The organism is Parabacteroides sp. CT06 (genome assembly GCF_002257605.1).
Lineage (GTDB): Bacteria > Bacteroidota > Bacteroidia > Bacteroidales > Tannerellaceae > Parabacteroides > Parabacteroides distasonis.
In genome coordinates, this window is the sequence record NZ_CP022754.1 from 3,005,483 (window position 1) to 3,031,220 (window position 25,738).

The following is a 25,738-nucleotide window of genomic DNA, read 5'->3' on the forward strand; positions in this document are numbered from 1 at the left end:
ACTTATCGTTTGAAAGCTCGATCCATCTCCCGTCGGTCGTCACGTTCCCGGATGGAGTCTCGCTTATCATATTCCTTTTTACCTCGTGCGATCGCGACGACTACTTTCGCCAATCCTTTCTCATTGATAAACAAACGAGTGGGAACGATCGTAAAACCACTAGCACGAACCGCACCCTCGATCTTTCGTAATTCCTTTTTGGTAAGAAGTAATTTCCGGTCCCGCCGTGCGTTGTGATTATTGTACGTACCGTAAAAATATTCGGCGATGTACATATTCTTCACCCACAGTTCCCCTTTTTCCACGATACAAAACGTATCTACCAAACTCGCCTTCCCTAAACGGATCGATTTAATCTCCGTTCCGGTCAGTACGATCCCGGCCGTAAAAGTGTCGAGCAACTCGTAGTCGAACGTCGCCCGCTTATTCTTTATCTGTATGTTATTACTAATCTTCTCTTTCATCTTGTGTTATTCTGTCAAAAACTCAAACCGGGCATCAACATCGATAACAAAATCTCGATAACTGCCGGAGTCAGTAATATAATGGCGGTTGTAAATCCTACGAACTTCAGACGGATCTTCTCCTCGACTCCCATATACGGACCAGCGCCTTCCCAAACAATATAGAATGTATAAAGGATAAATATCCGCAAGAAGAAAAACTCGGGAAGCAACATCAATGCGATATTCAAAGCGAACATCAACGACGAGGAATACCCGACGAAGCGCAACCACAGTTTCAAATCCTTCTCCCGTTTAAATATACCTTGCCATATCTCGTTCATCAGATAAGCCCCGAGGTAAAAACCACCGAACGAGGACACCAATGTCCGGATAGACGACTTCAAGGCCAGCTCTAAATCAAACTCCTTCCGCGTAAACAATACGCCCAGAAAAGCCGCAACAGTAACGAAGCCGATCAAAGGATACACGAATCGGGATAAGAACTCCTCCTGCTTCTCTCCTTTTTTCGCTAACAAGACCCACGCCTTCGCTGGCTGTGAGATGATAGCGATTACCCACCTAAATATCTCCTTATACATCTCTGTTTACTTTTAAATAGCAAAAGTATATATTTAATTCGTAAAACGCAACGTAAATACGTCGGTAGCCCCCCAAACACATGCGGTTGTATCCGCATTATAGCGTTCGGCATAATTTATTTTAAAATTTATCACATTTTGCCCCTCACTACTCTCTATCGCTTTGGCTTGGTCCAAAAACTTATCGATTGTAAAAGCGGTCGTATTGATCCATTTAGTGGAATCGCCGGTACCCCCCTCTTGGGTTACCCGAAGGTATAGGTTATAGACCCGTTGTCCGGTGCTGTCTTCTTCCACCTCCTGATCAGGGTTATAGGATAAATTGAAAATATCCTTTTGGTCTACCTGATGATTTACATGTTGGGTTTGCAAGAAGAAACGTCCTTCCAAATAAATACTTTTCTTAAAGTCCAGCGTAACCAGACGCTCCTTGTCCAATACAACCGTAGTATCAGTCAATGTCTCATGCAAAGGCCATACAGCGACCGAATCATACTTATAAATCTCAGCGTTGTAAACACCATTGCCCAATTCCTCGCTAAAATTCGTCTTGAAATCAACCACACAGCAATCGCCATCTTTCAAATCCGTCCGATTCTCAAACTCAGAGGAAGAGACGATAAATATATTCCCTTGATCATCCGCCGTATAGATACATCGCATAGGATTCTCACGTATCACTCCTACCCGATGATAATTGATGGAGTTACTTCCATCCCCCATACAAGAGGTCATTAAGAAAAACAAGGATAAAAATAAGCCGTATAAAATTCGCTTTCTCATCTTCTTTAGTTTATAAGTAAAGGATCCGTTACTCCCCATGTAAACTGGGTACTATCTTTCGGATTAATTTGATCGATATAATGAATCCGAACATACATATCCGCGTCGCGTCCACCTTGTTCTCGCATATCCTTGATAAAATTCGCCAGATTAAAGGCATTGATAACCGCGATAGCCTCCTCTGCCTTATCCTCCGGCTTTCCGGTCGTAGCGGCAGCCCGTAAATATAAGGAATAAATTGATTTCCGATTTTCCACAACAGCTTCCTGAGCCGGATCGTAAGTCAATTGCCAATTTAAAGTCCGATCTTTTGTCGTCCAACAAGCAGAGGGCAGAAATAAATAGTCTTCTAATTTGATGTATAAAACAGAATCATTGGGGTTGACCGCAAGTACCGGTTGCTCATTAGTCAATAATTTATGCGTATCCGTAAGAGGGCTCTCAGCGTTTTGCTGGTTAACAGCGGTTTCCCCTTGTATCGTCACCGTATAATACCCTTTTTGTTCCGCATTCGTATTTTCCGGTAAGCTAGGATCATAATCAAAGCTCACTAACAAGCATTTACCCTCTGAGTATGAGCTCAGCTTCGTCGAATAGATCCAACCGAACCGGGTATTAGCCATCATCAACGCGCTATCTCCATGTTGACGAACCACAGCGGCGGTCGTTCCCGGATTATAGACGTTATTTATGTCTTTTAGGCAAGAAGTAAACAGACTCATGAAAACCGCCACCCAGACAAAACCTATTAAATTCTTGTATCTCATTTCACAATACTCCTCTTAAAGTACGCAAAGATACGATCTTTACCCATATACATAAAAAAAACGGCAAAAAAATAGGGCGTATCGATAATCTTCTTATCGGTACGCCCTCAACTTCTATACTAATTTCTTTATGAGTTTTTCACGACTTGGAATAGAACGGTATAAGAAGCCCATTTCAAATCCGTACTATCTTTTTCATTAATCGTATTTAGATAATTGACCTTAAGATTAAAAGACTTTGAATCTTTATTAGCCTCAGCGCTATTCACAGACTCCAATACAGACTTAACATTAAACGCACGGACTTCTCCTATAGATGATGCCGCAGAACCTGTTCCGTCCGCTACTTTAGCGACACGCAAGAACAAGTCATATGTCGGGACATTATCCACCATAGTAGGCTCCTTTGAACGATCCCAATATAAAGTATAAGAATTTTTCTGATCCTTAAACATATCCATTGTTATAAAGAAGAATAAATAACCGTCTACATACACCCCATAGTCGCCATTGCTAAATAGGTTTTTTACAGGTATCTCATTCTGAAGTAAGCTGGCCGAATCTGGCACATTATAAAAGACTGGCTGTCCTTTTGTTATCTCATCTGCCACAGAGATTGTCGCTGTTAAATAACCATTTGTCGCCGCATTCGCATTCTCCGGAGAATTTAGGTCTAATTCATAGTTGATCAAGTAACAAGCTCCGTCAACTACTTGTGCCGATAAAGACGGAGAGTATAATGCTCCCATATTTGTATTCAGTACCGTTTTATATGTCTTTTCAGAAAGACCTGCGACACCAAAGCCGGCACGAGTCACCGTATTATTCGATTCTCCAAGACAAGAGGTCAACAACAATAATGACGCAGCCACCGCTGCTCCAATTAATTTAAATGCTTTCATAATTCAATTTTTCTATTTTTAAGTATTTGTATTTACACTGTTAATCTATCGAGTATTAAAAACCAAAACGAAATCCGAACTGAAGGCTCATGTTAAACGGCTTCTCCGAATGGATGGTTTCGATCTCGCTACCATTATCAAAATAATAGCTGGCTCCCACCTCTGCGAAAGCGCTTACGAAACGGATAATCGGATAACTTACGCCGGCACGGGCATTTACAGACCATAGCCATTCTTTCATTCGAATATGTTCACTTTGCTTTGCGATCTCTACCTCATCCGAGAATAATTTCATTCTACGTTTGCCAGCGACATTCATTTCCGCCATACCTCCGGCTGAGGCGTAAAACATAAAACGATTCCATTCCGCGATCTTATAAGTCAATGATAATGGAATTCCTATAAAATGCAATCGCTGATCATTCTCTATATGGTACGTATTATTCGTACTCCACTCCGATCTTAAGTAAGAATAAGTTAATCCAGTCTGCAAAGAAAAACGATTATTCAAATAACGACTAATTGAGATACCCACCCCAATAGGCGTCTTATGATGAATATCCGTCTTAGCAGGATCTTTCTTCTCCGCATCGAACGAATTTAAGCTCATCAGATTCTCGCTCTTAAGCACACTGCTATTCGTCACATACTGAGGGACCAGATTATCAGCGCCCATGGAAAGACCTCCACCTCCCATACCGAACCCCCATTTCCGAGACGCGGTCTTCTCTGGCTTCTTTTTAGTAACAGGAGTAGCATCCGCGACAAGTACATCATTCTTGAGAACAACTATCTCATCATTATTCCTTTCAACCTCCGGTTCAACGGTATTTTTCTCATTCGCCGATCTATCAGCAGACATTACCTCCGACTCAGAAATAGGCCGATCCTCTGCACTCTCTACATTTTGCCGGAACGCTGCCATCCTAGCCTTAGCTCCCACTTTAACCGCTCCAGATGCCGCTTTTGCCTTCACGACCGCAGCAGCAGGAATAGTCGCTAATACGGGCGCTTGCTCCATCGTTTTCTCTATCGGAACAACCGGGGTATCCACGGATGTCGACTCTTGTGAAGACTGTATTTCTTGGGCTATAGGTAGATCTTCCATCTCCCTGTCATATAAATAGATACCACCCGATACGACCAATAAGGAGATCACGGCGGCGGCAACCCAGTAGCGAAGCGTACGACGCAAAGGAACCGGAGCCTTTCCGGGCAATCGATCGGCTATAGCCTCCCAGTCGCCGGGTAGCGTATCCATCTCGAAATCCTCTAGCTTCGACCGGATCGCATCATCCCATATATCTCTTTCCTTTTTACTCATCTTATCTCAATACAATGCGTTAATTCTACGTTGTAATAACTGCTTGGCACGGGTATATTGTGAACGGGAAGTACTCTCTGTTATGTTCAACATCTCACTGATCTCCTTATGAGAATATCCCTCTATCGCGAACATATTGAATACGGTACGGAAGCCAACCGGCAACTCCTTCACTAGATTCATCAACTCAGCCGCCGACATGTCCGAGATAGCCGAACTATCGGGTTGAATCAGTTCCGCCGTATTGTCAAGATCGGTCGCTTCACGCAACACATCCGACTTTCGCAGATATTCCAACGCACAATTAACAAAGATCTTCCGCATCCACCCCTCAAATGAACCACTCCCTGTATAGGAATCCATACTGGTAAAGATTTTCACGAAGCCATCCTGCAACAAATCACGAGCCGTTTCCCTGTCGTTCACATAACGAAGGCAAACTCCCATCATTTTTCGGGAATATGCATCATAAAGCTCTTTTTGAGCTCGTCTCTCCCCCTTCCGACAACCCTCTATCAGTTGTAGCTCATTCATTCAGTCGTGCCTTGAACGTCTCCCTTCTGGAGACTGTACAATATTAGGATGTAAATAATTAAACAAACGCTGCATTCCGTAGAAAAATTATTTCATAAACAGGGCGGACACTCCGGCCCGCCCTCACGGAACATCTGCAAAGATAAGATGTTCTTATGAATTTCCATGTTAATGAGCGTGAGTATGCTCACTTTTTTTCGCCGGAGGTACCGGACAACCGGCGCCATTATCTACCGGAACCGCTTCCATACCGATCTTTTTGAATGCCGCGGCCAAGCGGGTCTTCGAAGTCTTATCCGTCTTGTAAGTCACAATGGCCGTACGGGTACTCAGATCACATTTCAAGTCGGTCACTCCTTTCTCGAAAGCGATATTTTTCTCGATCTTCTTGATACAGTGATCACAATCCATCGCTTCGATAAAGAATGTCACAGAGTCCTTCTTCTTTTTCGCGTCTTGGGCGAATGTCATCGATACCGTACATACAGCACAAAACAGCAACATAATTAATCGTTTCATAATCAATCATTTTTAATATTAACAATTCTAATTATCCATTCATATCTACCAAAAGAAAAGCACCACTATAGGCATCGGGCTACACGTATATAGGCGTAGGGCCACACCAGTATACGCATAGGCCTACACGTATATACGTGCGGGCTTATACGTATATACGTGTCAATCCCTGCTTATATTAAAGCGGATACCCGCATAAATTTTCCGTCCATGCACCGGTCCCCACACCATAGATCCATCGAAGTTATCCCCTCTGGGATTGCTGGCATCGATAATCGGATTCGGTTGTTTGTAATTAAACAGGTTCTCCGCTCCCACGTAAATAGACCATTGACGGAAATATTTCGTAATCTGCGCATTCACTACCGTATAAGCCTTAAAATTCGGCTCCCATAACGGATTAGATGCATCCGGTGTCGGCATACGGCCACCTCCATTAAACTGGCTGGTCAAATCAAACTGCCATTTTTTCAACGGGGTTTGATAAGAAGCGGTCAATAAACCTTTATAATCACTAACCAACGGCTTTTTCAATCGATGCGCCACCCCCTCCTCATTCCGGTAATCGGTCTTCGCATCTGTATAACGATAAGCGGCCGTTAACGTAAATCCCCGGAAAAAAGGATAGGAAGCCTCCACTTGGAAGCTATTCGAATAGGAACGCCCATCCAGATTGTAGAAACGAACCGCATGAGGATCACTATCCATATCCACCACGATTTGCTTCAAGAAATCGGTATAATACCATTCCCCGCTCAAGCTCAGTTCCTTCCCGAACAAAGGTATATAAAATGACAGATTCAGACCGGTATTCCACGCTTCTTCTTGATCCAGATTGTCGGCGATATACATTTTTCGACTACTGGATAACAAAAAGTTGTTCTCTGCCAGCACATTCGCTGTCCGAAATCCTTTACCTGCCGAAGCCCGGATATGGAACCAGTCAAAAGGATTATATTTAATATGTACACGAGGGGTTACAAAGAAATCATACAACGTACTATAATCCGCACGTACACCCGCCAATAAGATCAGTTTATCATTCAGATTGAACGTATATTGGGCATAAGCTCCCGGCACGACTTCCGTACGGTCATAGGCATGACGGACCGACTCTCCTCCCGCATATTGAACCAGATTCTCGTCGAAACCATCATAGTTCATACTTAATCCGGTACTCAAGCTATGCATCGGCGTAAACTCCTTTTCATACAGCAAACTGGCATATACATTATTCTGATATACATTATAGGGCGTACGGTCATATCTTGATTTTTGCTCATGATAAGAACCGGAAAGTATCAATGCCACGCTCTCTACCTTTTCCTTATCGATAATATAGGCCTGCTTCGTAAATAATTCGGCCCGGTTCGTATTTAAATGAATCCGATACGGGTCGGTGAAATCATGGTGTTTCGTATCCTGCCCACCGGTACGGCTCTCATGCAGATAGCGAACTCCGTATTGAGCCACGTATTTATCCAATTTATGATACCAACGATTCATTACGTTCACCTGTTCCCTTAGCGGCGTATCGAGAAAACCATCGTCATTACCGTCATGTTGCATTTTATCATTCGAGTAGTGTACCAATAAACCGGTAGAGAGCTTGTCGTTGATATGCCAAGAAGCATCCGCATTCCCTTCATAACGCCCGGCATCACTAGCGAACACATTAGCAGAGAAAATATCCGCCGTAGGGGGCTTCTTGAATTCCACGTTGATTTGTCCGGCCAACGCCTCATACCCATTCTTAACCGAAGAGGTTCCTTTAGACACCTGAATACTTTCCATCCAAGCTCCCGGAACATAATCCAAGCCATATAAGGAAGCGGCCCCCCGGAAATTCGGGTAATTCTCGGTCAACATTTGTACGTAGGTTCCCGCCAATCCCAACAGCTTAATTTGCCGGGCACCTGTAGCCGCATCCGAGTACGATACATCGACAGACGGATTTGTCTCAAAGCTCTCCGCCAGATTACAGCAGGCCGCACGGCAAATCTCATCGTACGTAATTTTCTGAGTTTGCAATACGCTCGTACGGGAAGCGATGGTTCCCATCTTGCGCTCACTAACCACGACCTCATCCAAGGCGATCTCACCTTTTAAGATAATCTGCATAGCATCGTCCTTCTCATCCACAGGGGTGACCTCAGTCATATAACCGATATAGCTAACCACCAGATTCTTGGAGTCACCTTTTCGTTCTAACTCGAAATTTCCATCCACATCGGACGTGGTTCCATTTTGGGTTCCTTCCCAATATACATTTGCCCCGATAATAGGTTGTTTGTTTTCATCACATACACGTCCTTTCACTTTCTTGCCGGAATCCTCGGCCCAAGTCAAAGTAAAAGTCAAACAGAACAGTAAAAATATCAGATATAATTGTCTTAACATGATAGTTGTTATTTGATTGAATCGTTAAATACAGTTTCCGCAGGGATAGAGCATTCCCTACCTTAAAACCAAAGGGTATTCAGCGAGCAGCTTCCACCCTCACGAATACAATCAAATCAAAAGCGTAGTCAATAAAGAAAGGTACACACGAGGACAGGCTACGGGAGGACCTATCACCCTAATCTCATAGGAATCAGCAAATAAGGAAGCAATTTGTAAACTCTCGAAAATAGAGGAGAAGAGCAAATCATGTACGACTGGTTGCAGATCCGGTACTTGTATATTTACAGAATTCCAATCAAAATCAACCCGTTCAATGCCACAGCCATTCATGCCACAACACTCCACCGTATTATTCGCAAGCTTATCACGACTATGATCATGTCCATGAATCTCACAGCACTTAGCTTCCAATAAAGCCTCCACTCCCTCTTTCTCGCAAACGCCACAACAATAAGATACGAAATTAACCCCCGCTCCCCCATAAAAGATTAAGGAAGCAAGAATTACAAGAAACAAGGATGTGGCAAATCGTCTCATATGCCGCAAAAATAAGCAAAAAAACTCGAAATCAAAATACTCCCTTTACTTGATAAATTTAGACAGGTAATAATAGGTATCCGGAGAAGGTTCACTCTCTATCCGGTAACGGGTGGAAGCCGTTACAGAAAATGTATACCCACGTTCAGACTCTACATCGATAGGAAGAAAAAGCTCGTTGCCATAAATATTCGTAGCTAATATGGATTTTGCCGAAGCTGTGTCGATCGAATCCGTCAATGAATAATAAACGGTATAAGTTAAATCCTGCTTTTCCGACACAGGTTTCTGCCAAGTTAAGTGCAACTCATCGTCCAAACGTTCCACTTTGATCCCCTCCGGTGCGGCAGGTACCGAATCATTCAGCCAAGTCAATGGAGGCAATTGGGCCGGATATTTATAGTAATTGTCTCTCAACTCTTTATAAAGTCCTTTATCATTATACAGGACATTTCCACAACGAAAGAACGCACAGCCGGCTCCTCCGTAATAACGACTATAATCGATCTGGTCCGTTATATCATTCACGGCCCAGTCCGCCTCGCTCTTGTCCATTCGATAAGCTCCCAAGCCGGGTACGACCAAACGCCCGTTACAATTATCCACCCAATTATCCACGAAAGGAAAGAAATTCTTATGCAGGTAATACATCATCGGAACAATCATATCTTGTTTACCTTGTTGCATCCACATCTTAGGGTCTTGGAAGACACTTTCGTAAGCGGTCCAACCCGCGTTAGGTACCCGTTCAATACGATTATATTTCCCGAGTGGCGAACTGCTAACCTGTACCCAAGGTTTCGTTTGCTTTACCCAATCGTAAATACGATAAACCATCCGGTTGATATTCTCCCTACGCCAGTCTGCCAGAGACTTTTTCTTACCGGATTTATTATACAGCGCTTTATCCGGGAATTTTTTCGCCTCTTCCGGATAGCGGATATAATCAAAATGGATGCCATCTATATCGTAGCCATTCACGATCTCCTTGACTAAGGATAAGATATAATCAGCGGTCTCCGGTACACCGGGGTCCAAATACCACTCTCCATTATGCCGTTTGCAGAGTTTTGGTTTCTTTTTAACCACGGAAAGCTTTCCTTGCTCCTTCACGCTTTTTTCCGTTCCCAACGGGAAAGTCACGAACCACGCATGACATTCCATTCCCCGTTTATGGCATTCATCAACGACAAAAGCGAGCGGATCATATCCCGGTAATTCTCCATACTTACCGGAGAATGTCTTACTGACTGGTTCGATAGCCGAACGATACATCACGTCTCCCCTCAAGCGAGCCTGAATGAAGACCATATTAAAATTCGCTTCTTGAAGCCGGTCCAAGATATCAAGCAATGCCTGTTGCTGGGCTTTTCGTCCCGCCTCGGTAGTAGCCGGTTTATGAGGCCAATCCAGACCATAAACCGTAGTCAACCAAACCGCACGAATTTCCTTTTTTGGAGGCTCCACCGCTTGTAACAGACAAAAAACGGGTAAAGCCAGCGACAGGATAAGCAACAGACAAAACTTTCTCATCTTTATAATGCCTTATTGAGCCCGCGAATGTAGTATTTTTTGAGTCTCTTCCGGTAAATCAGTCGTAATAAAATCGACTCCCAGATCGATCATCTCTTCCATTAATTTAGGGTCATCTACGGTCCAGACATTCGAAGTCATGCCTAGGACTTTACAATCCTTCACCCAATCCGGATGAGATTGCAAGACTTTATAATGGTAGTCTAATCCTGTAAAACCAAGCTCTTTCAATTCCATCGGGGATAATTCTCCATTCAGATAAGAAACCTCAGATTTCGGACATAGACGGATAAATTCTTTACAAGCATCCATATTAAAAGATATGTAATCCGTACGTTTCGCTAATTTCATACGCTTTACCATTTGCACAGATAACCTTGCCGCATCTCGATTACGTTCCGGGGTATCATGGGATTTCAATTCAAATATTAACCGGATATTCTTCAATTTCTTCGCACGTTTCAAATATTGTTCCAAAGTAGGGAGCTTTTCGCCGTTACTCAATTGTAGATCCTTCAATTCATCGTATGTACAAGATTGGATATGTTTTCCTTGGATATCATTATCGTGGTAGACAACCAACACATTGTCTGCTGTAAGATGCACGTCGAATTCCGAGCCATAGGCACCAATTTCGCTAGCACGTTCCAAAGAGCGGATAGAGTTCTGGGCAGAGCCCTCCGTTTTCCAATACCCCCGATGGGCTATCACTTTCGTATTATCCTTTGCCGCTACCATTCCTGCCATCATCAGGCAAAGTAGCAAAAGAAGAGTAGATTTTAAATTCATGGTAAACTTGTATTTCAAGGCAAGAGGACAGTGTGTCATAATTTATGATATGGCACACCCTCCTCCCACGGATTATTTTCCGATCTCTGATAAATAACGTTCGGCCTCAATAGCTGCCTTACAACCACTTCCCGCAGCGGTAATAGCTTGACGATAATGGGGATCAGCGACATCTCCAGCGGCAAATACACCCAGAACTTTCGTGCGGGGAGTTCCCGGAACCGTCACGATATAACCAACCTCATCCGTATCTACCCATGGCTTGAAGATGTCCGAATTGGGTTTATGACCAATCGCCAAGAAGAAACCATCGATAGCGATATCCACTTTCTCCTCATCCGGCTCTCCCATACGTTTTACCAAATGAGCACCCTCCACGCCATTCTCTCCAAACAAACCTAAGGTATTATGCTCGAAAAGTACCGTGATATTCGGAGTTTTGAAGACACGTTCTTGCATTACTTTTGAAGCACGCAAATAGGGTTTACGCACGATCAAGTAAACCTGCTTCGCCAAACCAGCCAAGTAAATCGCTTCCTCACAGGCCGTATCTCCACCACCCACTACCGCTACCGTCTTTTTACGATAGAAGAAACCATCGCAAGTAGCACAAGCGGATACACCCATACCCGCATACTTATGTTCATCCGGAAGACCCAGATACTTCGCGGAAGCACCCGTAGCGATAATCAAAGTCTCCGTCTCGATCACTTTCTCGCCATCAATCGTAATTTTATAAGGAGCCTCACCCAAATCAGCGGCGGTAGCGATACCGAAACGGATATCCGCACCAAAACGGACGGCTTGTTTTTTTAAATCTTCCATTAACTCAGGACCGGTTATACCGTCCGGATATCCCGGGAAATTCTCCACCTCCGTAGTTGTCGTTAATTGTCCCCCCGGCTGTATTCCTTCATAAAGCACCGGAGATAAATTTGCACGGGAAGCATAAATCGCTGCCGTATAACCTGCTGGACCCGAGCCTATAATAAGGCAACGTACTTTCTCATTCACTGAATCGCTCATAGTATCTAAGTATTAATTATCAATTTTCAATTCTCTATTATCGAAGGTCTATCACCTCTACGTCCGGATAATCCCCTTCGTTAAAAACAAAAAAACGATCTGGTTGGTTTATACCTGTTTTCAATTGGCTGATCTGGATCGTACTGCTAACGCCGTTTTTAGAAGTAACCGTGATACGAGCCGGGAAATTTGAATATTTCTCGATTTGCAACTCCACTTTCACGATATCCCCTTTTTTCTTCGGTGTCAATTCCACATCGTAAGCGGCTTTTCCGTTCGGTGCCGTACTCTCGCCTTTATAAGCCGCCGTGAATCCCTTCTTATAACTATTTAATAAAAGAGCGGGATTTGTAAATTGCAACTCCTCTCCCGTAGGATTCGTCACGTTCACCTCATCGTTCCGTTCCACATACGTCCATTGCGTCGTACCATTAAACCAAGTAAGCGCCTCCGGCGTAACTAATGTAAACTTATCACCTTTCATCTGGATGGTTCCCTCAAAACTCTCTCCCGCATTCTGACCGGCAGAACGGGTAAACATCGTAAAAGAAGCACTTATCCCATTTGAATTCTCATAAGCAGCGGCCGCCTTCCCCAAGATATCATTCGCATTCTGGGCATACGCCCCCACTCCTAGTCCCAGCAGGAAACACAAGAATAATCCGACAAACGCGATACACCGCCACACTCTTACTTTATATTCTCTTCTCATATTTATTTCAAAGCATTTAATACTTGCTCCAACGAATACTCATCTTGCACCAATACTTGACGGGCCTTACTTCCCTCAAACGGGCCAACAATACCGGCAGCCTCCAATTGATCCATCAAACGTCCGGCACGATTATAACCGATAGCGAATTTACGCTGGATCAAAGAAGTAGAACCTTGTTGCTGAATCACGATCAAGCGAGCCGCCTCATCAAATAAGGGGTCTCGATCTGATAAATCGACAGCTCCCGAAGTCGATGCCTCTCCCCCTTCCGGTACATAGTCCGGAAGCAGATAAGCGGTTTGGAAGCCAGCCTGCTCACCGATATAATCCACGATATCCTCCACCTCGGGCGTATCTACAAAAGCGCATTGCACACGAACCGGCTCTTGTCCCGCTACAACAATCAACATATCACCCCGTCCGATCAAACGGTTAGCACCCGGAGCATCCAGAATCGTACGTGAATCGATCATAGAAGCAACCTTAAAGGCAATACGGCTCGGAAAGTTACTCTTGATCGTACCGGTAATCACCTTTGTATCCGGGCGTTGCGTAGCCAAGATCATATGGATACCTACCGCACGGGCCTTCGCCGCAATACGAGAGATAGGCAACTCGATCTCACGTCCGGCCACTGCGATCAAGTCGGCAAACTCATCCACCACTGCCACGATATAGGGTAAGAAGCGATGTCCCTTCTGCGGGTTCAACCGCCGTTCAATAAACTTAGCGTTGTATTCCTTTATATTACGAACATTCGCATTCACCAATAAACGGTACCGGTCTTCCATCTCGATCACCAACGAGTTCAATGTAGCGACAGCGTCAGCTGGCTCCGTAACGATCGGCTTCTCCGCATTCGGAAGTTTCGCCAGATAATGACGTTCTATCTTGGAATAGATACTAAACTCAACCATTTTCGGGTCTACCATCACGAATTTCAACTCCGATGGATGCTTCTTATATAATAAGGAAGTGATGATCGCATTTAGACCGACAGACTTACCTTGCCCCGTAGCACCGGCTACCAATAGATGCGGTGTCTTACAAAGATCGAACATGAACACCTCGTTCGTAATCGTCTTACCCATCGCCACAGGCAGCTCATACTTACCCTCAACGAATCGGCGTGAAGCGATAACAGATTGCATCGATACCGTCTGAGGATTCTTATTCGGCACCTCGATACCGATCGTTCCCTTTCCGGGCATCGGAGCGATAATACGGATCTGCAAAGCGGATAAACTCAAGGCGATATCATCCTCCAAGTTCTTGATCTTAGAAATACGGACACCCGCCTCGGGTACAATCTCATAAAGCGTAACCGTAGGTCCGACTGTTGCCTTGATCGAGGCGATCTTGATATTGAAATCTTCCAAGGCTTGCTTGATCAAGCGTTGGTTTTCCGCCAATTCGTCCCGATTGATCTCCATGCTCCCACTATCATACGCTTTCAGTAAGTCCAAGGTAGGAAATACATAACGGGAAAGATCCAAACGGGGATCATACGTACCCAAGGCCGAAGCATCGTAGGTTTCATCATTACCGGCAGCAACTTCCACCGTGAATCCGGCATCCTCCTCATCCCCTAATTCCGGGGTATTTATCTCCTCTGTCTTTTCGTTTATCGGATCATCGTCACCTTTTGCGATCGTAACGACTAAATCATCATCAGCAGCTACCTCTTCCTCCTCATATTCTGGTACTGTTTTACGGTTTTCTTTCCCTTCGGCCTCCAACAATTCAGCCTCCGTATCAAACTCTTCGTAATCATTCATTTCCGGTTGTTCATCCGGTTGCTCTACGACAGGCTTAGAGCGAGGAATTACAATATCCTCTTTTTCCGTCTGATCCACTTCAACCTCATCTTCTCGGCCTTCACGTTTCAAACGATTTTTCACCCAACCTAAAGAGAACATACGCTGCAAGAACGGGATAGTCTTCTTACTGGTAAAAATAGCGATGATTAAGAATGAGCCTAATAAAAGCAAGATCGTTCCGGGAATTCCGATATTGGTAATAAACATCTCCGAGATGTAATATCCGTGTTGACCGCCTAGATAAATAAACGTATCCTCATATCCCTTGATAAATATGAAAGCAAAAAACACAGATCCCCAGATCAACGCCGAAGCACTGAACAAGAAACGTCTCAACAAGGATACTTTATTTAAATTCATGAGTTTCGCCCCAACCGATCCCAAGAAAAAGAGGATCATAAAAGAAGAGATGCCAAACCAACGGTTCATCAATAGATCAGACAAATACGCCCCGCGTACGCCCGTCCAATTCTCTACCGATCCTCGATTGGTCAACAAATCCCCTAAAGGAACATTCTCTATTTTACTTTGATCGGCGGCTCCTGTAAAGAAAAACGAAATCAAGGCAAGCCCTACGTAAATGGTTAGTATAGAGATAATCAAACCTGTAATGAAACGGGTCCGTTCATTTGTAAAAAAAGTCTTCAAGGCTGCGAACCAGCTCGGCTCTGTATGATTTTGCTTTGTTGTTGTTGTCTTCTTTGCCATAAATAGTTTCTCAATAATTCTTTTATAACACGCAAATGTACATAGAAAAATCGAGTCTGACGAACCTTTGAAAAAAAGACGTACGTGTTTTCTGAAAAACATGTACATGTTTTCGCAGAAACACGTACATGTTTTTGGGGATAGATTTTAACGGCATTAAATAGATCTGTGCATCTCATGTCCTTCTACATAGATCGCACTATAAGGACGAGATGGACAAAGGTACTCGCAAGCACCACAACCAATACAAGTTTCCGTATTGATCACCGGGATCTTTAACGACTTCGGATCTGCAGGATCTTTCGCCACCATCTGGATCGATTTTGTCGGGCAATGGCGTTCACAATTACCACAACTCATACCGTCCGTATTGACAATACAAAGATCTTTTACCCATACGGCATGACCGATCTGTATAGCAGATTTGTCTTCTTTCGTAATCGGTTTGATCGCTCCCGTCGGGCAAACCTCCGAACATTTCACACATTCCGGACGGCAATACCCTCTATCGAAAGCCATCTCCGGCTGCATCAGTTTCATCAGATCCGTAGACGGACGCAAGACATGATTCTCGCAGACAGATACACAAAGCTGGCACCCCGTGCAATGTTGGGCCAGATTCCCAATACTCAAGGCTCCGGGAGGAACCAATGGTGCCAAACGATTCGGCTCTTTACGTTCTTTAATCGGCGCAAAGCCTCCGTCTTTCTTCATCTCCACATAATCCTCCAGCTTTTTCTGCTGAGCATGCAAAACAGAAGACATGGCTACCAATGCCGTAGCTGACAAGGCTCGACGGCGGGAAACATCCGTAGTGTCCTTCGTTGAGGATTCTTTTACCGAAGTAGCTTTATCAGCCTTGTGTGCCCTCGTATACGAAATCGCGCCTTGACGGCAATTATCCAAACAGTCCATACAAGTCACGCAACGGCTATAATCGATCGCATGATTCTTAGAGTCGATGCAAGAAGCCTTGCATTTACGTGCGCATAATCCGCAACCATTACATTTATCGGTATCAATACGAGGTTTAAGTAAAGCATACTTCGACAAAAAACCGAGAACCGTACCTACCGGACAGATCGTATTACAATATGTACGTCCATTTCTCCAAGCTAAAATCGCCAATATGACAAAGCTCAGAATAGCGATTCCCATCGTAGCCAGGCTACGCACCCATACGTCCACCGAATAGAATGCGTAACTATCCATACGTTCTGCGAAATAGGCCAATAGATTGTTGCCCTCTTGATAGATTGGCGCAAATAAATTAGAAGCGATACGCCCATAAGCGCTATAAGGCGAAATCAACGCTACCAAGGAACCGATACCAGCGATACAAGCCAATATAAAAATAACCAAGGTACCATAACGTACCCACTTCAATGCGGGAGAATAGGAAAAGCGGTATTTCTTCCGTTTACTAGCAAACCACGAAATGATATCTTGCAATACCCCTAAAGGGCAGATAACGGAACAATATACACGCCCCAATAAAAGAGTCAAGATTATCAACCCTACCACAACACCGACATTCAAAGCCAACAACGCAGGCCAAAACTGTATCTTTGCCAACCATCCGAACCAAGCGTGAATCGTACCCGTGAAATCAAGAAATAACAGGGTTATCAGCACAAAGCAAAAGGTGGCGGCGAATATTCTTATTTTTCGTAACATAATTTTCCGTTTGTTTAAAGGTTAACCATTCACTTTCAACTCTTCCACGAATTTATCGATACGCTGCATCTCTTTGGGGATATCGATACCCTGCGGACAATGAGGATTACATTGCTCACACCCTGTACAATGGTTCGCTTGACGCAACTTTGGGACACTCCGGTCATAACCGACTAAGAAGGCACGACGAGCTTTCGCGTAATTTTCGTCTTGTGCGCTTTTCGGAACATTTCCTTCGTTCACACATTTATTATAATGTAAGAGAATACCCGGAATATCCAACGCATATGGACAAGGCATACAATATTTGCAATCATTGCAAGGTATTGTCGGATATTTCATCATAAGCTGGGCCGTCTCTTCCAAAAAGTCTTTCTCCTCGTCCGTTACCGGGATAAGCGGGGAATAGGTACGGATATTATCTTGCAAATGCTCCATATAAGTCATGCCGCTTAACACCGTCAAGACCCCATCCGGAGAGCCGGCGAAACGAAAAGCCCATGAAGCCACGCTATTCTCAGGCCGTTGCTGTTTCAAACGAGCAACGATATGATCCGGAACATTCGATAAGCGACCTCCTAATAGCGGTTCCATGATAACCGCCGGAATACCTCGCTTCTCTAATTCGCCATACAGATAATCAGCGTTTACGTTACGCCCCGAGGCATGTTTCCAGTCCAGATAATTCAGCTGGATCTGAACGAAATCCCATTTCACGCCCATATCCAACACATAATCAAACACTTTTACATCCCCATGAAAAGACCAACCTAGGTTACGGATACGTCCCGCTTCCCGTTCTTTCACCAAGAAATCAAGCATTCCATTATTTATATAGCGGTCATTGAAAAGCTCGATACCATTCCCCCCACCGATAGAGTGAAGCAAATAATAATCCAAATAATCGGTTTGCAAATCACGGAACGACTGCCGATACATCGCCAACGAGTTTTCTCTCGTATAGTTCTGGAAGTTTGACAGTTTAGTGGCCAAATAATAGGAGTTCCTAGGATGGCGTGCCAATGCGATACCGGTCGCTTTCTCGGACATACCTTGTACATAAACAGGAGAAGTATCAAAGTAATTCACCCCATGCTCTATCGCATAATCCACTAAACGATTCACGGCTTCTTGATCAATCTGGTCTTTACCGTCCGATCCTTGTTTCAAGGGCCAACGCATACAACCATATCCTAAAATAGAAACCTTATCGCCATTCGTAGGATGTTGGCGATAGGTCATTTTATCGGTAGGAACCTCACCTAACGCCACAGCCGCCCCCGGCTCATTCTTGGGAGCGCAACCGTAAAGCGCCGCCGAAGAGGCGACAGCCCCACCCCCAAATACCTTCAAGAATTTACGGCGATTCATCTCTTGAGGGTTCTCATTCTTTCCACATGAACTCATAACTCGATCGGTTTTTTATCCTATTAGTATATCCAACATTAGTCTATCATTAACATTCCTTCTATTATTTCGACAAAAATAGTAAAACAGGTAATAATAGAGAACAATCCCCGACTAAAAAGAATAATCGGGGATTTATCACGAATAAAGCAGGTATTTTAAATAAGACTATAAAGTCTCTTGCTTCAATTGCTCCACGTATTGATCGATCTTTCGCATTTGCTCCGGTATCTTAATGCCTTGCGGACATTTCGGTACGCATTTATCGCATCCTATACAGTGTCCGGCTTGACGAAGTTTAGGAACCTTACGATCATAACCGACTAAGAACGCCCGGCGAGCCTCCCGATAATTCGCATCCTGTGAACTCTTCGCAACCAGCTCGTCATTCACGCAACGGTTATAATGAGCGAACGTTCCCGGAATATCCAAGCCATACGGACAAGGCATACAATACTGACATTCCGTACAAGGTACGAAATCCGAATGTAGCATCCTCTCCGTCACCTCTTCCAAAGCCTTATTTTCTTGTTCCGTAATCGGTTCCAAAGGCGAGAAGGTTCGGATGTTCTCTTGTAAATGCTCCATATACACCATACCACTCAGCACGGTCAGTACTCCTTTTGGAGAGCCCGCATACCGAAAAGCCCACGAGGCCGGGCTGTCATCCGGACGCATCTGTTTCAATTTAGCCAACGAAAGGGCATTCAGCCGAGATAAACGCCCGCCTAAAAGAGGCTCCATGATAACGACGGGAATATTACGCTTCTCCAATTCCCCATACAAATACTCCGCATTCACGTTCCAACCAGAAGCATTTTTCCAATCCACGTAATTCAACTGGATCTGAACGAAGTCCCAAGGGATATCCAAGGATAACAAATAATCGAAGACCTTGACGTCTCCATGAAACGACCAGCCCAAATTGCGGATACGACCGGCTTTCCGCTCCTTTAACAAGAAATCCAAGACACCGTTATCGTAAAGGCGCTTCCTCAAATCGTCCATGCCCCCCAGACCTACGCCATGAATCAGATAATAATCGATATAATCCACTCGCAGATTCTTTAGCGACTGTTCGAACAAGCCCTTGGAGCCCTCAAGAGTACGCCATTCCGGTACAGGACGATGGGTTGAAAGCTTCGTGGCGATAAAATATTTATCCCGGGAATGGCGACTAAGAGCTAGCCCTGTTGCCTGTTCGGAAAGACCGCGCACGTAAACCGGTGCCACATCAAAGTAGTTCACGCCATGAGCAATCGCATAATCCACCAATGCATTCACCGCTTCTTGATCGATCTCTTCCCCCGATCCATCCGCTTTCTGACGCAACGGCCAGCGCATACATCCATATCCTAACAAGGAGACCTTATCGCCCGTATGCGGATTCGTCCGGTATGTCATCTTATCTGTCGGGACTTCACCCAAATAGCTTCCGGTCTGCGACACACCTTGCCGCTTAGGATCTCCACCACATCCATATAAAAGCCCTGTCGAGGCAGCGGCCGTACCGGTGCTCAATACTTTTAAGAAATTCCTGCGATCTATATTATTATTACTCATTACCATACATTTTTTGAGATTATTAAACCGTACGATGTCTCTCATGTCCCTCAACATAGATTGCGCTTAACGGACGAGACGGACAATAATATTCACATGCGCCACAACCGATACAAAGTTCCGTATCGATAACCGGTACTTTCAATGATTTAGGATCATTGGGGTCTTTCGCCACCATCTGAATAGCTTTCGTCGGACAATGCCGCTCACAGTTGCCACAATTTACCTCATCGGTATTCACCACACAATTTTCCTTGATCCATACCGCATGTCCAATCTGCGTGGCGGATTTGTCCGCTTTCGTAATCAATTGGATCGCACCGGTCGGACAAACCTCGGAGCATTTCGTACATTCCGGACGACAATATCCTCGCTCATACGACATTTCCGGTTGCATAAACTTCTTTAGATCTGTAGAAGGACGCAAAACTTGATTCGAACATACCGAGACACAGAGTTGACAAGCCGTACAATGTCCGGTGAAGTTTCGTAAACTCAAAGCCCCGGGCGGAACTATCGGGGTCATACGATCCGGGGTTAACTTATCCGCAATATCCGCCAACCCTCCATCCGCATTTACCCCCGACTGGGCTTTCAATACCGATGTCGCCAGCAATCCCGTAAAGGTTAAGAAATTACGGCGGGTGTTTTCTTCAGGTCGATCAGCCTCTCTCTCCGATTCTGTTTTTCGTTTACGAGGCACATATGTCAAAGCTCCTCTTTTACATTTATCGATGCAGTCCAAGCAAGTAACGCAACGACTATAATCAATCGAATGATTTTTCGAATCTATACAGGCAGCCTTGCAATTACGGGCACATAAGCCACATCCGTTGCATTTCTCTACATCGATCACCGGTCTTAAAAAAGAAAAACGGGCGACAAATCCCAAGACCGTACCCACCGGACAGATCGTATTACAATACGTACGTCCATTACGCCAAGCCAATAGGAAAAGAACCACAAACGTAACGAGCGCTACCCCAAACGTAGCCACACTTTTTATCCACACATCTACAGAATAAAAGACATAACTATCCGCACGCTCCACCCAATAAGCCAAGAGATTATTTCCCCATTGATATAAAGGAGCAAAAAGATTCGAGGCTATTCGTCCATAGGCTCCATACGGATCTAATAGAGCCACCAGAGAACCGATACCCGCTAAAAAAGCGATAATAAAAATTCCTAACATTCCATAACGTAACCATGAGACTGCCGGGGAATAAGAGAAACGATTCTTTTTGCGTTTTCCGGCTATCCAAGAAACAACATCTTGAAATACGCCTAACGGACAAATAACCGAACAATAGACACGTCCAAAGAGTAAGGTTAATACCAATAATACCGATACAACCCCAACATTCACCGCCAATAAGGCCGGCAGGAATTGCATTTTTGCTATCCATCCCAACCAGCAATGCGTTACCCCCGTAAAGTCAAGGAACAAAAGAGTGGTCATAGTAAAGATAATGACAGCGAGTGTTAATCTAATTTTACGTAACATATAAGATCATTTTTCTGTTTACATAAATAATACGTTCGTTTTTATCACAAAAAAAGCAAATTAACATAAACGATGTTTTGAACTCAAGAGCAAAAAGAATATTCGGGGCTTTATCACGAAAAAAACGGATTTTTGTTGTATTTTTGCGAATTGTTATCAAGAATGATTAGACGAACAGGCACATGGAAAAAGAAGAAAATCCGATATACGAGCGCAACACGCTAGAATTTGTTACGGTAGCACTGGAATATTGTACCTTTGTTGAGGCCGCCAGAAATACCGGGCTTTTCGACTTCGTAGATAAGGCAACAAAACTTTTGCCTCTTTTATATTTAAAGGCCAGCCTGTTGCCCGAAGTGGAATCTGAAGAGGAAACCGAGCTTGAGCTTTCCGTTTCAGAAGACATGTACGAGTCGGTTCGTTCACGGATAGCCGGTTTGCTTGGCGAACGAGATTCCTATCTGGAAACATTTCATGCGGATATGCGGTATAGCGATACTCCTATCGCAGCGTTTATTTCCGAGAATTTGGCAGATGTCTATCAAGATACAGGAAATTTCGTATCTTTATTCCGTCAAGGAAACGAGGAAGTTATGCAAGAGGCTATCGCTTTGTGCCGCACGAACTTCCAAGAATACTGGGGACAGCAATTATTGAATGCCTTGAAAGCGTTGCACGCTGTGCGTTACAGTGGTGATGAGGATTTGGAAAAGAATGAAGAGGAAGAATGATACAACAATTTATACATACAATTGCTAAAGAGGAAATAGCGAAACTTACCGTAGAGGAATTCAAGGGACGTATCATTACGATCCTTAGTAAAGAGGAGGCAGACAAGGCCGTAGAGTACTTGCTGCGTTTTCCGATCGTCGGTTTTGATACGGAGACCCGTCCCAGCTTTAAGAAAGGACAGCGTTACAAGATCTCATTGATGCAGATATCAACGGATGATACTTGTTTCTTGTTCCGCTTGAATCATATCGGTATACCGGAATCTCTGGAGAAATTCCTGAAAAGCAGTTCGACCTTAAAGATCGGGTTATCTTTACGGGATGATTTCGGGGCGATACGGAAGCGTTCGGATATAGAACCCGCCAATTTCCTTGATTTACAGAATTACGTAGGCCAGTTCGGCATCGAGGATGCCAGCCTGCAAAAGATATATGCGATACTTTTCCAAAAAAAAATATCAAAAGGACAACGCCTCACGAATTGGGAGGCGGATGTATTGACAGACTCACAAAAGAAATATGCGGCCCTCGATGCTTGGGCTTGCCTAAGAATATATAATTTATTGAATCAAGCATAAATGAAGTATTGTAAAGTTTTTCTCAAGCCTAAGAAAGAAGAATCGCTATTGCGTTTCCATCCATGGGTATTTTCCGGGGCGATCCAATCTGTTGAAGGCGACCCGGAAGAGGGTGACTTGGTAGAGGTATACGGAGCGAACCAGCGTTTTTTGGCAATCGGCCATTACCAAATCGGCAGTATCGCCGTACGTGTGTTATCTTTCACCCCAATCGCCATCGACGATGCTTTTTGGATCGAACGTATCCGTATTGCTTACGAACTCAGAAAGACCTTGCGGCTGGCTGGGGTAGAAAATAATAATACGTTCCGCCTGATTCACGGCGAAGGCGATAATTTACCGGGATTGGTGATCGATATGTATGCGCATACGGCGGTTATGCAAGCACATTCGGTAGGAATGCATTATGCCCGTCATCAGATCGCGGAGGCTTTGAAAGCGGTATTGGGCGATACTTTACAAAACATCTACTATAAATCGGAAGCGACTTTACCTTATAAAGCGAATTTAGGTAGCGAAGATGGTTACTTATTCGGAGGCGAAGTGGAAGATATCGCTATAGAAAACGGACTGAAATTCTGTGTAGACTGGCAGAAAGGCCAAAAGACAGGTTTCTTCGTGGATCAACGGGAGAATCGCTCTTTGTTGGAGCATTACGCAAAGGATCGCTCCGTATTGAATATGTTCTGTTATACGGGCGGTTTCTCTTTCTATGCGATGAGAGGAGGCGCTAAGGTAGTTCATTCCGTAGACAGTTCGGCGAAAGCGATTTCTTTGACGAAAAAGAATGTCGAGTTGAATTTCCCGGGAGATCCCCGTCATGAGGCATATGCGGAAGATGCGTTTAAGTATTTGGAAAAAATGGGAAGTAATTATGATTTAATCATATTGGACCCTCCTGCGTTCGCTAAACATAAGAATGTACTACGTAACGCCTTACAAGGGTATCGCAAATTAAATGCGATCGCTTTCGAGAAGATCAAGCCGGGAGGAATCTTGTTTACTTTCTCTTGTTCTCAAGTAGTTAGTAAAGAGAATTTCCGTTTAGCCGTATTTAGTGCTGCCGCCCAATCCGGCCGTAGTGTCCGAATCTTACATCAATTAACCCAACCCGCAGATCATCCGGTGAATATCTACCATCCGGAAGGGGAATATCTGAAAGGTTTAGTATTGTATGTAGAATAAGATATGCTCTTTGGGTGAAAACAAAGAATTAGTTTTCACCCAAAATTCAAGTTAATACCCCGGATTCTGTGTCAAGTTCGGATTCAAGGAACGGACTTTATCGGGAATGGGGAAAACAGTGGTATAGCCATTCGATTCATGGGGCAATTGAGGGCGATCCGTATAAGGGCGGGTAAACTTTCCAAAACGCACCAAATCCTGCCTCCTCCAGCCTTCCCAAGCCAATTCCAGTTGACGCTCAGCCAAAATATTTTCTAATGTCGCCTTACGAGGTAACATTCCCACACGGAAACGAACGGCATTCAACTCTTCATCCCCATTCTCTCCATTACGAACTTTCGCTTCCGATCTCATTAACAAGACATCCGCATAACGGAATAATACGATATCATTATCCGATAGCTTTCCATCTTTCGTCCCCATCTTATCGATCTCGTATTTCTTCATGCGGGCACCCGCCGTTTTCTCGGCAGGCAACCTAGACAAATCCAACCTAACCTCTAGAGGTAAATACACCAAAGGAGTCCCATTATCTAACCGAATCGTATCACCATTGAGGTCAAACATCGTATCGGCGTAATAATTCTCATAAAATCGGGTATCGACCGAGTCCGTCCCATACGCAAATACCCGAAGGGTCTCTATCGTAGCGCAAGAGCCGTTCTCTCCCCCCAATCCATATGCTTTGGCATGATTATAGTGACGGGAGCGGAAAAGATATTGCATTTGGTTCGTATATAAGTTCTTATCCATCGGAATCGTGAAAATATTCTCTCCTGACGATTCATTAAATACAGAAAAATTATCCGCATAGTTCGGAGATAAGCTATAGTTTAAGTCTGTTATTGAATCACAGTACGCCACAACCGTTTGCCAAGCGTTCAACTTCCTCTCGCCTACTCTAAAATAGATTTCCCGTCCATTCGGACGCAGACCATCTGTCCAGTCGTTATCCGTAAACACTTCTGCGTTTAAGGCCAACTTCGCCAATAAGAAATAAACAACCGGTCTCGTAATTCTTCCATAATAATCGCCGGGCGAATTACTATGCGCCGTACTCAATAACAAAAGGGATTCTTGTAATTCTTTTACAACAAAATCAAAGACCTCTTTCCGGTCACTCTGCCGCACGTCTTTCACCGGAATGGAAGAAGAAACGATAAGAGGGACACGGCCAAACATATCGACTAAATAATAATAATACATCGCACGAAAAGCACGAACCTCCGCCTCATACCGATCTAAATCGTTATAATCCGTTTTTTGCCGCAACTCGCCTAATATCTCTAAAGATTGATTGCTTAATACGATTACTTTATACAGATATTCCCAAGTAGCTTGGATAGCGTCACTATTCGTTCCCCACTTATGCAAGAAGAGACCTTGCCAGAAACCGCCGTCATACCAGTCGCCGCCACGAGTCGGGAGCATGGCCTCGTCAGTCGTAAAGGTATTCAAGTCGTAGACACCCCGGTACGTTCCCTGCAATCCTTGGCTATCGCTATAACCTCCGATATAATTATATAAGGAAGCAACCGTATTCAGATAGCCATTCTGAGGGGTATCGTACGCATCCTCCGGATAAAGCTGATCACGAGGGTCCTCTTTCAGATAGCCATCGCACGACGATAACATCAAACCCGCAAATATATAGGATAAAATAGAAAGCTTTCTCATACGAACAC

23 protein-coding genes are annotated in these 25,738 nt (G+C 44.2%); 3 read left to right on the forward strand and 20 right to left on the reverse strand.

The genetic code is table 11. From position 1 onward, the window contains the following. Positions 1-2: 2 nt before the first annotated feature. The 19 genes from smpB to CI960_RS13070 form a co-directional block, all read right to left on the reverse strand. The gene (gene smpB, locus CI960_RS12980; protein ID WP_005855460.1) at positions 3-464 is read right to left on the reverse strand and encodes an SsrA-binding protein SmpB; all 462 of its coding nucleotides are present in this window, start codon (positions 462-464) and stop codon (positions 3-5) included. A 14-nt stretch (positions 465-478) separates the two neighbouring features. Next, positions 479-1,045: a YIP1 family protein gene (locus tag CI960_RS12985; RefSeq protein ID WP_005855458.1), complete on the reverse strand. Its 567-nt coding sequence runs from the start codon at positions 1,043-1,045 to the stop codon at positions 479-481. Positions 1,046-1,078: 33 nt separating this feature from the next. After that, complete coding sequence (locus CI960_RS12990; protein ID WP_011965996.1) at positions 1,079-1,828, reverse strand: hypothetical protein; 750 nt, start codon at positions 1,826-1,828, stop codon at positions 1,079-1,081. A gap of 5 nt (positions 1,829-1,833) precedes the next feature. After that, positions 1,834-2,595: a hypothetical protein gene (locus CI960_RS12995; RefSeq protein ID WP_005855454.1), complete on the reverse strand. Its 762-nt coding sequence runs from the start codon at positions 2,593-2,595 to the stop codon at positions 1,834-1,836. 128 nt (positions 2,596-2,723) lie between these two features. Next, positions 2,724-3,497 (reverse strand): hypothetical protein, encoded by a 774-nt coding sequence (locus CI960_RS13000; RefSeq protein WP_005855452.1) that lies wholly within the window; start codon positions 3,495-3,497, stop codon positions 2,724-2,726. 55 nt (positions 3,498-3,552) lie between these two features. Next, positions 3,553-4,821 (reverse strand): porin family protein, encoded by a 1,269-nt coding sequence (locus tag CI960_RS13005; protein WP_005855450.1) that lies wholly within the window; start codon positions 4,819-4,821, stop codon positions 3,553-3,555. A 6-nt stretch (positions 4,822-4,827) separates the two neighbouring features. Next, positions 4,828-5,355, reverse strand: a complete 528-nt coding sequence (locus CI960_RS13010; protein WP_005865183.1) for an RNA polymerase sigma factor — start codon at positions 5,353-5,355, stop codon at positions 4,828-4,830. A 168-nt stretch (positions 5,356-5,523) separates the two neighbouring features. Next, positions 5,524-5,874, reverse strand: a complete 351-nt coding sequence (locus CI960_RS13015; RefSeq protein WP_005855446.1) for a cation transporter — start codon at positions 5,872-5,874, stop codon at positions 5,524-5,526. A gap of 162 nt (positions 5,875-6,036) precedes the next feature. Continuing rightward, entirely contained in the window at positions 6,037-8,274 is a 2,238-nt protein-coding gene (locus CI960_RS13020) for a TonB-dependent siderophore receptor (protein ID WP_005855444.1), read from the reverse strand. Positions 8,275-8,385: 111 nt separating this feature from the next. Then, entirely contained in the window at positions 8,386-8,814 is a 429-nt protein-coding gene (locus tag CI960_RS13025; RefSeq protein ID WP_005855442.1) for a hypothetical protein, read from the reverse strand. A 45-nt stretch (positions 8,815-8,859) separates the two neighbouring features. Next, positions 8,860-10,347, reverse strand: coding sequence for a glycoside hydrolase family 10 protein (locus CI960_RS13030; protein WP_005855440.1), 1,488 nt, complete (start codon positions 10,345-10,347; stop codon positions 8,860-8,862). 12 nt (positions 10,348-10,359) lie between these two features. Continuing rightward, positions 10,360-11,136 carry a glycerophosphodiester phosphodiesterase family protein gene (locus tag CI960_RS13035; protein WP_008780879.1) on the reverse strand — a complete coding sequence of 259 codons (777 nt, stop codon included), beginning with the start codon at positions 11,134-11,136 and terminating at the stop codon, positions 10,360-10,362. A gap of 72 nt (positions 11,137-11,208) precedes the next feature. Beyond that, on the reverse strand, positions 11,209-12,162 hold the full coding sequence (gene trxB / locus CI960_RS13040; RefSeq protein WP_005855435.1) for a thioredoxin-disulfide reductase: 954 nt from the start codon (positions 12,160-12,162) through the stop codon (positions 11,209-11,211). A 37-nt stretch (positions 12,163-12,199) separates the two neighbouring features. Beyond that, on the reverse strand, positions 12,200-12,874 hold the full coding sequence (locus CI960_RS13045; RefSeq protein WP_005855433.1) for a LolA-like putative outer membrane lipoprotein chaperone: 675 nt from the start codon (positions 12,872-12,874) through the stop codon (positions 12,200-12,202). A gap of 2 nt (positions 12,875-12,876) precedes the next feature. Further along, positions 12,877-15,405, reverse strand: coding sequence for a DNA translocase FtsK (locus CI960_RS13050; RefSeq protein WP_005855431.1), 2,529 nt, complete (start codon positions 15,403-15,405; stop codon positions 12,877-12,879). Positions 15,406-15,561: 156 nt separating this feature from the next. Beyond that, complete coding sequence (locus tag CI960_RS13055; RefSeq protein WP_005855429.1) at positions 15,562-17,082, reverse strand: 4Fe-4S binding protein; 1,521 nt, start codon at positions 17,080-17,082, stop codon at positions 15,562-15,564. Positions 17,083-17,103: 21 nt separating this feature from the next. After that, complete coding sequence (locus CI960_RS13060) at positions 17,104-18,489, reverse strand: aldo/keto reductase (protein WP_005865158.1); 1,386 nt, start codon at positions 18,487-18,489, stop codon at positions 17,104-17,106. A 168-nt stretch (positions 18,490-18,657) separates the two neighbouring features. Further along, the gene (locus CI960_RS13065) at positions 18,658-20,052 is read right to left on the reverse strand and encodes an aldo/keto reductase (RefSeq protein ID WP_005855423.1); all 1,395 of its coding nucleotides are present in this window, start codon (positions 20,050-20,052) and stop codon (positions 18,658-18,660) included. Between the two features lie 22 nt (positions 20,053-20,074). Further along, positions 20,075-21,559, reverse strand: coding sequence for a 4Fe-4S binding protein (locus CI960_RS13070; protein ID WP_094582378.1), 1,485 nt, complete (start codon positions 21,557-21,559; stop codon positions 20,075-20,077). A 182-nt stretch (positions 21,560-21,741) separates the two neighbouring features. Between CI960_RS13070 and CI960_RS13075 the strand changes: the two genes are divergently transcribed. Genes CI960_RS13075 through CI960_RS13085 form a run of 3 tightly spaced genes read left to right on the forward strand, consistent with a single transcriptional unit; the run spans position 21,742 to position 24,053 of the window. Then, positions 21,742-22,290, forward strand: a complete 549-nt coding sequence (locus CI960_RS13075) for a DUF5063 domain-containing protein (protein ID WP_005855418.1) — start codon at positions 21,742-21,744, stop codon at positions 22,288-22,290. Then, a complete protein-coding gene (locus tag CI960_RS13080) occupies positions 22,287-22,868 on the forward strand; it encodes a 3'-5' exonuclease (protein ID WP_005855416.1) in 582 nt (193 codons plus the stop codon). The genes CI960_RS13075 and CI960_RS13080 overlap by 4 nt, the downstream gene beginning before the upstream one ends. Next, the gene (locus CI960_RS13085; RefSeq protein WP_005855414.1) at positions 22,869-24,053 is read left to right on the forward strand and encodes a class I SAM-dependent rRNA methyltransferase; all 1,185 of its coding nucleotides are present in this window, start codon (positions 22,869-22,871) and stop codon (positions 24,051-24,053) included. A 51-nt stretch (positions 24,054-24,104) separates the two neighbouring features. Here the strand turns inward: CI960_RS13085 and CI960_RS13090 are convergent, their stop codons facing one another. Further along, positions 24,105-25,730: a RagB/SusD family nutrient uptake outer membrane protein gene (locus tag CI960_RS13090; RefSeq protein WP_005855412.1), complete on the reverse strand. Its 1,626-nt coding sequence runs from the start codon at positions 25,728-25,730 to the stop codon at positions 24,105-24,107. Positions 25,731-25,738 lie beyond the last annotated feature (8 nt).